We start from the raw sequence: 10,617 nt of genomic DNA on the forward strand, positions 1-10,617 counted from the left end.
TCAGGAATCGCCCTTTCTCCCCTTCTTTAACACAATAAGGAGGGGATAAGGGTAAGAAGTTAGGCGCTTTCGCCCTTTGACAACATATCGGTTAAAATATGGCAATTATAAAACTGACTCATCCTAAATCTCTCACTTCCTCATCGAAGTTTGATGTGCATGTTCGTGGCGTGACGTTACACTCACAGCCTGCTACGCTGCATATCGACCTTGAGATTGCGGGGCGGTCATTTTTTTCACACATAACCTATCAATCTATTCCCTCTTGGGATGCCTTATGGGAGCGGTATGATCAGAGCATTGAGCCTGAACTGTTGGGGGCACTTGTGGCATGGGAATGTATGCGATTTTTGGCACTGGGGGGCGAGAAGGTTGTTCTTTGTGAAGGGTTGCAATGCAGTGCGACCGTTCGTGAGTTGTGGACTGATTGCTTTCGTAAACAACTCGGCGAATGGCGCTATCTGAATCAATTGCGCTATCCATCACCGACTTATCCGAAGCTCGTGGTACAAGAACCCATTTCCCAGATTGAGTGTGACGGCTCGACTGCACCTCCACAGGCTCAGTATCCCCGTGCCGAAGTCTCGCCGCCACCACGCAAGAGCAGCTTGTTAACCAATGGTGGCGGTAAGGATACCCTGGCTGGCATGTTGTTACTGAGGGAAGCTGGTGTGCCATTCGACATGTATGAGGGCTATGTGCCAATCGCCAAGAGCAGCATTGCGCTACAGGAAGCCTTGCTTCAGCGGCTGAAAGAAGCGGCAGCCCCGCCAGAAAGCAAGACAATTAAGGTTAAGATTGAAGATAATTTCTTTAGTTGCCCTGATCACGTTTTCGAAGCGATGGGGGTAGAAGCTAAATACAATAAAATTGACTTTATAGTGGGACATACCGCCAATTATATTGGTTACTTTCCTGTCATCCTTTACCATCAATATACCAAAGTATGGTTCAATATCGAACGATCCGCCGATAACAGCATGGCCGACTGGGATGGTAATCCCATTAATCACCAATGGTGCAAAAGTGTTTAATACCAACAAAAGGCCAAGCAGATATTTACACAGATCACGAATTGCCATTGGTTTGAAGGCTTTTTCAGTACGCTTCGCGGACTGTACGACATCTCGATCTATGCCATTGTGGCTCAGCATCCTCAGCTGATGAAAGCGACACATTCTTGCAACTACGGTAAACCTTGGTGCAACCGTTGCCCTAAATGTTGTTTTTGCTACTTGATGATGTGTGCTTATTTTGATGAAGAGTTTGCTCAAGAGGTTGTCGGCTCTCAAATCAGCCTCTTTAAGATCCCAGAGAACAGAACACACTTCGAAAACCTACTCGATCGGGACAAAGTGGCTTGGGAATGTGTGCCTTCCCATGAAGAGTGCCGCTTGGCTGGGTACATGTGCTTGCAAAAAGGGATAGACTATCCCTTTTTGCGAGATTTTGCCCAATTGTCAAAGAAAGAAGCCGATCGACTTTGGAAAACATACACCGAAATTAATTGGGAAGTCGTTCCTAACAAACTTCATTCCGTCCTTTCGGCACGTTTAAGGTCAGCACAACAGTATTCAGAATCCCAATAGCAATGCTAAGTTGTATATTGGAATAGCCGGTGAAGCAAGTGTTTAATTTTACTTACGAATGAAGAAATCAGTGTTGTGGTCAATTGCCCTATTTTCAATTGCCCTATCTGTACCTTTAGTCTTAGCGAAATCTCTGTCACCTGGCTCTGAGTTAGAAACATCTTCCTCAACCTCTTCTGCTCCAAATTCCCCAGATCAAGTTTCCCCTGAATCGGATGGGCTGGCTAACAACGAGGAGACTCCCACATCCGAACTAACCTCTACCGCCACAGATCCAAAACCATCCCAATCTCCTACCCCCAAGGATGAGAATTCTACTGCTTCTAACTCACCACCCTCACCAACCCTAGCCCAAACTAAAGCTACCCAAGCATCAACCGCTAGCAACCAGGGCACGAAACAAGCTACTGCTACTACCAAGGATAAATCCCAGGATAAATCGGATAAATCAGCCAAGACTGAGTCTTCTAATCACAACAACCAGCCGCCCAGCCAGTCTGAAGCGGCTACCAAAAATCAGCAACCAGCAGCAAAGCCATTGAATGATGCTCCGATCCTAGAAATGCGAGTTGCTGTAGCTAATGGTGTTAAGTCTCTGGTAGTGGCTACCTCAACACCGGGTGAGTTGCTGGATGCTAGGGGTCAGCCCCTGGGTAAACTAACCGCCAATCAGGGAAGTAATGTTAAACCATTAGGGGACTATATTCAAATTGGTAACTATAAGACCCCCGCAGGGCTTTGGGTGAAGCCCACAAATGGAGGGTATGTATTAGTAGGAAACCGGTGGTATCGAGGGGATTTGCTATTGATTTCTAAGGGAGATAGCATCTTGGCAGTAAACTACGTTGACCTTGAGCTTTACCTGACTTCGGTGGTGGGAGCGGAAGTGTATCCTAGTTGGCCAATGGCAGCTCTCAAAGCACAAGCCATTGCTGCTCGCTCCTATGCTTTGGTTCATGCGATTCGACCCGCTAGTAAATTCTATGATTTGGGAAACACTCAGCGTTGGCAAGTTTACAAAGGAATCAAATATGAGTGGAACACCACGGCTCAGGCAGTTCAAGAAACTCGCGGCATTTTTCTAAGTTACAAAGGTGGGGTGGTAGAATCCTTGTACGCGGCTTCTGACCATATTGTCAAAAATGTATTTGGTGGTCAGGGTATGAGTCAAACCGGAGCTCGTGACTTGGCTAAGCAGGGTTACACGTATCAAGAAATTTTAGGCAACTATTATCCAGGCACTAGTTTGGCTTGGATTGATACTGTTGAGGCGGATTACGATTAGAGTTTTGTGGCAATTCAGCAACCATATTCTGGAAATATGTGGATAGAATAGATATTTTGTTGTTTTCCACAGGGTGAAACTATCATGAGCCGTGCTGAAAAAGTTGTTCTAGCATATTCCGGTGGCGTAGATACTTCGGTTTGTATCCCTTATCTTAAAGAAGAATGGGGAGTCAAAGAGGTGATCACCCTAGCCGCAAATTTAGGTCAGGGAGATGAATTAGAACCAATCAGACAAAAAGCTTTGGACGCTGGGGCAACAGAATCCTTGGTTGCTGATGCTACCTACAGCTTTGTCAAGGACTATGCGTTTCCAGCAATTCAGGCTAATGCTCTTTATGAAAGTCGCTATCCCCTCTCTACTGCTCTGGCTCGTCCCCTGATTGCTAAATTATTGGTGGAAACTGCTGAAAAATATGGTGCAGATGCGGTAGCTCATGGTTGTACCGGTAAGGGCAATGACCAGGTGCGTTTTGATGTGTCGATTATCGCCCTTAACCCCAACTTGAAAATATTGGCACCAGCTAGGGAGTGGGGGTTCTCTCGTGAAGACTCGATCGCATATGGTGAGCGCTTTGGTATTCCCTCACCAGTCAAAAAGTCTTCCCCCTACAGCATTGACCGTAACCTGCTAGGGCGCAGTATTGAAGCGGGGGTGCTTGAAGATCCGATGGTAGAACCACCAGAGGAAGTTTATGCCATGACAAAAGCGATCGCAAATACGCCAGATGAGCCAGAATATATTGAAATTGGCTTTGAGCGGGGTGTCCCCACTATTCTTAACGGTAATCTCCTTGACCCCGTGACTTTTATTAGTCAACTGAACGAGTTGGCTGGCAATCATGGTGTGGGACGGATTGACATGGTTGAGAACCGGGTAGTCGGTATCAAAAGCCGAGAAATTTACGAAACACCAGCCCTATCGGTGTTGATCCAAGCTCATCGTGACTTGGAAAGTCTGACCTTGACTGCTGATGTTACCCAGTACAAGCGAGGGCTTGAAGACACCTACAGTCAAATGGTCTACAAAGGCTTGTGGTATAGTCCTCTTAAGGAGGCTTTGGATGCTTTCATTCAAAAAACCCAGGAGCGGGTATCCGGTACAGTCAAGGTTAAACTGTTCAAGGGTAATGCCATAATTGTAGGGCGTCAGTCAGAGAATTCTCTCTACACTCCGGAACTGGCTACCTACACCTCGGAAGACCAGTTTGACCACAAGGCGGCTGAAGGTTTCATCTACTTGTGGGGATTACCGACTCGGGTGTGGTCAGCAAAAACCAGGAGTTAGTAATTTTGGGTTACGGTAATTGGCTAAGGTAATCCTTAACTACCAATTACCGATTGCCCTTAGCCAATCTCAATTAATCCCCGATCTCCAATTTCTGTCTACGAGACTCCAACCATTTAGGAACAACAATCGAGCCAATCACCAAGATCAGAGCAACAATCGCAAATTTAGATACCGAAGAGATTAATAGTTCCAGAGGTATCAAGCGTCCGCAAAAGTAGGATAAACTTACCATCACTGATGCCCAGATCGTAGCACCAGCGAAATTGCATAAGAGAAATTTCGGGTAAGGCATCTGAACAATCCCTGCCATTGGACCAGCAAAGATCCGCAGTACTGCCACAAATCGACCAAAAAAAACTGCCTTAGCAGCGTTCTTACGAAATTCGGTTTTAGCCTCTGTCAGTTGTGCTTCTGTGATCCGGACTAAACCCCCAATTCGCACTAGTAATGGCCAACCACCGATTTTCCCAATCCAGTAACCACAGTTATCTCCTAGGACAGCACCAGCGATCGCAGAGCATAGGACTACCCAATAATTGAGTTCGCCGCTACCTGCGAGGAAGCCACCTACCAGGGTAATGGTTTCTCCCGGTATGGGTACCCCAGCGTTTTCCAGGGCAATCCCAAAAAAAACTGCCCAGTAGCCATAGTCGTTAGCTATGTTCTGGACCGTTTCCAACGATAAAAGCTCAAAAGACATCCAGCGTTACAAAAATTAATCCTTTTTAATATCTTGGCTCGATCGTCTCTTTTGTGTCAATTAAAGCAGTATTATAGAAAATACTGGACAAACACAAACAGAAGCAATCCGAGCTTTTATCAAAAGCTTGCTCAGTAAAATTAAAACTTGACTGGCGATTAATCCCATGCTGATATTAGGTGCATAGTGGAGCTTCTCGCCAGAGTAGCTAAAATTCACAAAGATATCAGGTTGGTACCAGCTCACCAGGACGAAGCTTTGCCCACTTCCCAGTTTCCTGCTTAAAGCTATTACACCCCACAACGTCCCATTCCATTTCGATTATATCTTCAGTAGAACGGATATTGACATTGATGGTGGGCTCAACCGCTTCAAAGTTGGGAGATTCCGTCAGGTGAGGTACCTGATGCTGGGTTTCCACAGCATGGTATGTAGTACAGCGGTCTACGTAGTGGCAGTTAATGCAAATACACATTGCTTAAACTCCAATTCCTTTATTTTAGCATAGCTCAAACCAGACATTTCTTGAGTAGCTTATAGGATAAAATAGTTAACTATTAGCTACTTTGTTTGCTACTTTATTTTCCAAAAAATTTCTGTTTCCGATTCCGAAGTTGCGATGTTCTCTATTCGATTTTAGCACATATTGATATATAGTATTCATTCTGAGATTTCAGAAAATGACTAATGACTAATTATCAAACTGCTCTATCACCCCAAAATTGGCCGTTTAACTGGGAGTTACTCCCTTCTGACGCTTGCTTGGTGGGTGGTGCGGTTAGGGATGCTGTGATCAACCGACAGTCGGATTACCTAGACTTAGACTTTGTTTTACCCACTAAAGCAGTACGGTCAGCCAGCAAGCTAGCAAGACGTTATAAGGCCGGATTTGTGGTGTTGGATGCCCAGCGTCAAATAGCTAGGGTAGTGTTTGGCAACGCAACAGTTGACTTTGCTCAACAGGACGGGGATAGCTTAGAGGCTGACTTACATAGGCGGGATTATACGATTAATGCGATCGCATTTAATCCCCACACCAAGGAATTCATTGATCCATTACAGGGTATCTTGGATTGCCGTAAAGGCATAATCCGGATGGTGTCACCAGAAAACTTACAAAAAGACCCATTACGATTACTGCGGGGTTATCGACAAGCCGCTCAGTTGGGTTTTCAGATTGACCCAGCCACCCAGTCAGTGATTAGAAAGCTAGCACCGTTATTGAGCAAAATCGCAGCAGAACGGGTACGGACAGAATTGGGCTATCTCCTCAAGTCACCTCAGGGTGTACCTTGGCTAAAAGCCGCCTGGGAGGATAATGTGTTACGACCATGGCTGCCTGATGCCACGGCTGAGGGTTTAGAGCACATGGCAGCAGTTGACCAATCCGCTGTGGTACTGGCAGAAACCTGGCCTAAGCTTGGGGTGGAATTGAAATTACAGGTGACTAAGCATTCTTTATCGTTGCTAAATCTGGCTAAGCTAGCAAATTTATTATCATCAATACCAGCAGTTGCTGAACAACAGCTGTTAGCTCTAAAGTACTCTCGTGTTCAGACTCGGATAGTAGTCAGGGCAATCCAACATTTGCCCCAACTGCTGTCTTATACTACTGCCAAGGATATCCCATTACGGGAGCAGTATTTCTTCTTTCTTAACGTTGGAGCTGTCTTTCCTGTGGTAGCGCTTTTGGCAGTTGCCAGGGGTATGGCTGTGGATACTATAGCACCGTTGATTGAGCACTATTTGAATCCCAATGACCAGGTTGCCCATCCGACACCACTAGTTACTGGTAAAGATTTAATCAAATCCCTTAAGTTATCCCCTAGTTCTAAAATTGGTGAGTTACTGACTGAGATTCAAATTGCACGGATTGAGGGCAATATCAATAGTATTAAAGGTGCTCTGGAATTTGCTGCCAAGCTCGACTCAATAAACTGTGGCTCTGAAGATAAAGACAAATAACACATGATATTAAATCCGATTAACTTATTATCATAAGCTATCAGCTATCAGCTATCAGCTTTTTAATAAAATCAGCTGACCGTTGACCCTTCTGTTGAAATCCTCAGCAAAGTTTTTAGTTAGAATTGGAGGCTATCAGCAGTCATTTTGACCGCCGATTGATAATTCGATCCAAAATAAACGCAGCGATCGCACCAACTCCAACACCAATCAAAATATGAAATACCACAAACACTACACTGTAACTCAAGCAAGGGTAGAATCCAGCTTCAGGGCAATCTAAGGATCCCTTCCGGTCTAGTTCGATCAGGATGGCTTCTAGAGGTTGTTTAGCGTCGGTTTGGGAAGAAATACCACTGACCGCTAGGCCAGTACCGACGAAGGTGATCCAAAGTTGTAGTCTTTTCTCCTGTTTCTCAGCTTGTTTGTCTCGGGCTCGATCAGCCTCTTCCTTATCTCTGAGGGCTTTTTCCAAAGCGCGATCGCGTTCTGCTTGTTCAATTTCCACAATACCTCTGATTGAGGAAATCGCTTTGTCTAACAGTGCGGAGCTATGGGCAAAATAGCTTAAGTTTATTTGAATTTGATTTTGATAAGTAGGGCTGATTTTATGCTCAAATACTGACAAAAAGCTTAAATCTTCATCCTTTGGTAATTTTGCTTTAATTTGTTGAAGCTTTTCGGAATAATTGTGAGCATTAATCTTCATTGTCAAGCTATAGCTTTCTAACTGTCTCAGCCAGTCTGAATAGTTCAAGTCTAGCTTCGGCAGTATTCTCAGCTTCTTCTTAAACTCCAACAGGTCATCATCAGATAATGACCTCTGATTATCTTGACTTTGAGTCGTGGCACAGGCTTCTAGCCTGTGATCTATCGTTTCATTGATAATTTGTTTAATGTCTTGATATCCTTGGTAAGCATCACTATACACTTCCCTGCTGATTTGATAAGCTTTAATTACTTTTTGGCGATCAAAAAATAAATCAATAAAGTATTGATAAAACCAGCAAAAATTTTCCTCCGCTCGGGCAGCATAGTTGCCATTGATATCTTCTTCTAAAAATAGCCAAACAAAAATTTTGCCATAGTCTTGAGATTGATCAGGAATGCCATATTCAAAAATCGGACTACCAAATAATTGACCTTCTTGATAAAGCGGTGGACAGTTATCCTGATCGTTTTCCCCAAGAAAATTCTGCACACACTGATCAGCTATCTCTTTCCATACATGGGAATCTTGCTGCTGCTTCTGGGGTAGCCAAGCAGTTAGTAACAGAATTTGTCCTAGGGAACTGTTAATGTTACTGGGAAGAAAGCACTGGTCTGGATTAAAATCCTTGAATACAGTCAGGTCTACGTCTTCAGTTTTCTGATTATTCTCAACTTCAGGAATCCGAATATTTAAACCAAGAGCATAACTATCATAGATCTGGAGTGGACAAGCTTGACCAGTAATTTTTATTCTTTTGCCATGATTGAGAGATAATTTACCCTCCAAAGGTAAGAGAATATTATCCTTGGTGGCTCCTTTTAGTAAAGCAATGCGGGAACCTTCTGCAACGTCTCTCAGGTCTAGCTTCTGTTGAATTTGGAATTTAGCACAAATCTGATCGTACTTGTGCCAAAGTAGTTTGCTGTCATAGTCGGTGTCTGCTTGGGAATCACTACTAGATAGATTCCTAAGATGGAAGGCAAAGAGATGAATATTAGGTGCGTAGATTTTATAAGTCATTGTTTGACATTTTTAGTAGCTATTCAGCTGTCAGCCGTCAGCCGTCAGCCGTCAGCCTTCAGATTATTTTATTCAATAGCTGTTCGCGTAGCGCATTAGCTGATAGCTGATAGCTGATAGCTGATAGCTGATAGCTGATAGCTGATAGCTGATAGCTGATAGCTCAATGCTTACCCTTGTTTTGATTGCTTACTCTTGTCTTGATTAGTTTTAGCTTTAATAATTTCTTGGTTGGTTTGTCGCAGTTCAAATAGGTTTTGAAGAATACTTGCTTCGGAATTAGGCGGAGGCTCGGGTGACTTCTTTAATTCCTGAGTAGTTTGAGCAAATTTGCGTATAGTTTCTGTAACTTTTGTATGGTTTTGGAACCAATTTTTGAGTAAATTAACTAATTCGCCTTCTGTTTGAGTGTCTAAAGCTGCTAAAACTTGGTCTAAGTCTTGCAAGTCTTCAAGTTCAAACTTTTCAGAGTGAGTTTTGAGTACTTGCGGAAAAACTTGGATAATTTTTTTAAATTTCATATTTTTTTTTGTTTACTTAACTAAATATATGATTCTCCAATGGCGCAGTAAGCCGCCCAATAATAAGGAGAATAAAAGGGTTTGTAGTCATTTTTAAATAACTCTATTTCTTCCTCCACTTCTTCCTTAAAGTTATTCTCCAAAGTCAACTGTTTAGTTAACTGTTCAGCCCAATTTCGCAAGTCCTGTACAGTGGCATCCCGCAGCCAGAGTTGGGCTTGATTCAGCGCAACTGCTAAGGACATCTGGTTTAGCAGATTCTGATAAAATTTAATCATCAACAACGCTGTAGAAACCTCCTCTACCTTCCATAGGCTACTAACTACTGCTGGACTTCCGGCAACTAAGAAACCACTGGGTAAACCAATGTATTCATCGCTGGTGTTATCAAAGTCGATTAATCCTGTTTCGCAAGCAGAAAGGGTGACAAGGCGACATTGTGCTAATTTCTGTTGTGATTTAAGGGCAAAGATGGCATCTAAGGTGAGGCATTTGTGTAAGTCAATTACTTCACCGTCATCCAAAACTAGATGTTGTTCTGGATTTAGTTCAGCCGGTGCAGAGTTGAGGTACGCATCTGCCAGGATTAAGGCGGATTTCTGAGGCTGGTTAAGATTAAAGTAACCGTGACAGCTAAAATGGACACAGTGGTAAGTGTTGAGAGGTTTGCTATCTATGGCAGCTTTGGTGGCAGCGTTTTCCACAAGAACCGGGAGCATCCCAATTTGGCACGTTAGCTCTTTTTAGGGGGCTGAAACCCTTGAAATATCGTTGCTTTGGGTAATATTGTTTCCAAAATGGGATGCTCCCCAAGAACCTCTGTATCCGCTGGATTGAAGTAGCTTTTAATCACTTCTACTCCGATGTTAGCGTAACTTAAGTCACCCGTGGGGTTTTGAACGGCAAACAGGTGGGTAAAGTCCGGGCGTTTTCTGGTTTGGACAAGTTGGAGTAATTGGCAACTGGGAGAATAACGAACTCCTTGGGAGAAACGATTAAATAGCAATTTACCTGGATTTTCAGGAAGGGGTAAGGCGTGCAAGGGGAATAGATGTAGATACTGATGGGGGATGAGGATCAGTTGATTGCAGTCTTTGGGTAATTGCTGGAGAATTTTGTTAAAATTCAGAATCTCTGCTAGCTTCTGGAGTCTTGAAGTTAGTGGATTCCTCCAGTCTTGTGGTTGGTCGTAATAATCATCCAGATAAGCAGTTGTCCAATCTATCAAGGCATATAATTGATCAGTAGAAGATGACAAAACTAGAGGCTGTTGGCTGTGGCGAGTAAAAATGAAAGTTAAAAAGCGATCAAAGCTAATATAAAACTCAACAATAGCAGTGTTTTTTTCTAGAGTTTTCCGGAATTGCTCAAAGTTAAAGCTAGAACCGATAGGTAAATATTGGTCTTGTAAATCATTGCGCTGCTGTCGCAACTCTTGGAGATGTTGTGCCAGGGCGGTTGGATTTTCAGCTTTGCCCTGTTGGATTTGATATTGACCTATGGCTATTTCATCCCTGTATTGTTCTAGTTGAGAG

The 10,617-nt window shown here is 43.6% G+C and carries 11 protein-coding genes; 5 read left to right on the top strand and 6 right to left on the bottom strand.

Annotated elements, in window-relative coordinates; translation table 11 throughout:
• Positions 1–98: 98 nt before the first annotated feature.
• The 4 genes from F6K37_RS07380 to F6K37_RS07395 all read left to right on the top strand — a co-directional run bounded on the left by F6K37_RS07380 (position 99) and on the right by F6K37_RS07395 (position 4,161).
• Positions 99–1,034 carry a hypothetical protein gene (locus F6K37_RS07380; protein ID WP_008180897.1) on the top strand — a complete coding sequence of 312 codons (936 nt, stop codon included), beginning with the start codon at positions 99–101 and terminating at the stop codon, positions 1,032–1,034.
• Between the two features lie 129 nt (positions 1,035–1,163).
• Positions 1,164–1,589, top strand: a complete 426-nt coding sequence (locus F6K37_RS07385) for a MurL C-terminal domain-containing protein (RefSeq protein WP_131826947.1) — start codon at positions 1,164–1,166, stop codon at positions 1,587–1,589.
• A gap of 58 nt (positions 1,590–1,647) precedes the next feature.
• Positions 1,648–2,874, top strand: coding sequence for a SpoIID/LytB domain-containing protein (locus F6K37_RS07390; RefSeq protein WP_287249238.1), 1,227 nt, complete (start codon positions 1,648–1,650; stop codon positions 2,872–2,874).
• A gap of 84 nt (positions 2,875–2,958) precedes the next feature.
• Complete coding sequence (locus tag F6K37_RS07395; RefSeq protein WP_008180902.1) at positions 2,959–4,161, top strand: argininosuccinate synthase; 1,203 nt, start codon at positions 2,959–2,961, stop codon at positions 4,159–4,161.
• 73 nt (positions 4,162–4,234) lie between these two features.
• Here the strand turns inward: F6K37_RS07395 and F6K37_RS07400 are convergent, their stop codons facing one another.
• Together F6K37_RS07400 and F6K37_RS07405 are read right to left on the bottom strand one after the other, a co-directional pair.
• Entirely contained in the window at positions 4,235–4,864 is a 630-nt protein-coding gene (locus F6K37_RS07400) for a DedA family protein (RefSeq protein ID WP_287249241.1), read from the bottom strand.
• A 226-nt stretch (positions 4,865–5,090) separates the two neighbouring features.
• On the bottom strand, positions 5,091–5,339 hold the full coding sequence (locus F6K37_RS07405) for a Ycf34 family protein (RefSeq protein WP_044492409.1): 249 nt from the start codon (positions 5,337–5,339) through the stop codon (positions 5,091–5,093).
• A gap of 212 nt (positions 5,340–5,551) precedes the next feature.
• Between F6K37_RS07405 and F6K37_RS07410 the strand changes: the two genes are divergently transcribed.
• The gene (locus F6K37_RS07410; RefSeq protein ID WP_287249244.1) at positions 5,552–6,829 is read left to right on the top strand and encodes a tRNA nucleotidyltransferase/poly(A) polymerase-related protein; all 1,278 of its coding nucleotides are present in this window, start codon (positions 5,552–5,554) and stop codon (positions 6,827–6,829) included.
• 142 nt (positions 6,830–6,971) lie between these two features.
• Here the strand turns inward: F6K37_RS07410 and F6K37_RS07415 are convergent, their stop codons facing one another.
• The 4 genes from F6K37_RS07415 to F6K37_RS07430 form a co-directional block, all read right to left on the bottom strand.
• Entirely contained in the window at positions 6,972–8,561 is a 1,590-nt protein-coding gene (locus F6K37_RS07415; protein WP_287249246.1) for a hypothetical protein, read from the bottom strand.
• Positions 8,562–8,731: 170 nt separating this feature from the next.
• Positions 8,732–9,082 carry a hypothetical protein gene (locus tag F6K37_RS07420; RefSeq protein WP_287249247.1) on the bottom strand — a complete coding sequence of 117 codons (351 nt, stop codon included), beginning with the start codon at positions 9,080–9,082 and terminating at the stop codon, positions 8,732–8,734.
• Between the two features lie 20 nt (positions 9,083–9,102).
• Positions 9,103–9,801 (bottom strand): CHAT domain-containing protein, encoded by a 699-nt coding sequence (locus F6K37_RS07425; protein ID WP_287249249.1) that lies wholly within the window; start codon positions 9,799–9,801, stop codon positions 9,103–9,105.
• Between the two features lie 14 nt (positions 9,802–9,815).
• The coding region (locus F6K37_RS07430) for a CHAT domain-containing protein (RefSeq protein WP_287249251.1) at positions 9,816–10,617 on the bottom strand (802 nt) is incomplete at its 5' end.

Origin of the sequence: Moorena sp. SIO4E2 (genome assembly GCF_010671945.1) — a bacterium.
Lineage (GTDB): Bacteria > Cyanobacteriota > Cyanobacteriia > Cyanobacteriales > Coleofasciculaceae > Moorena > Moorena producens.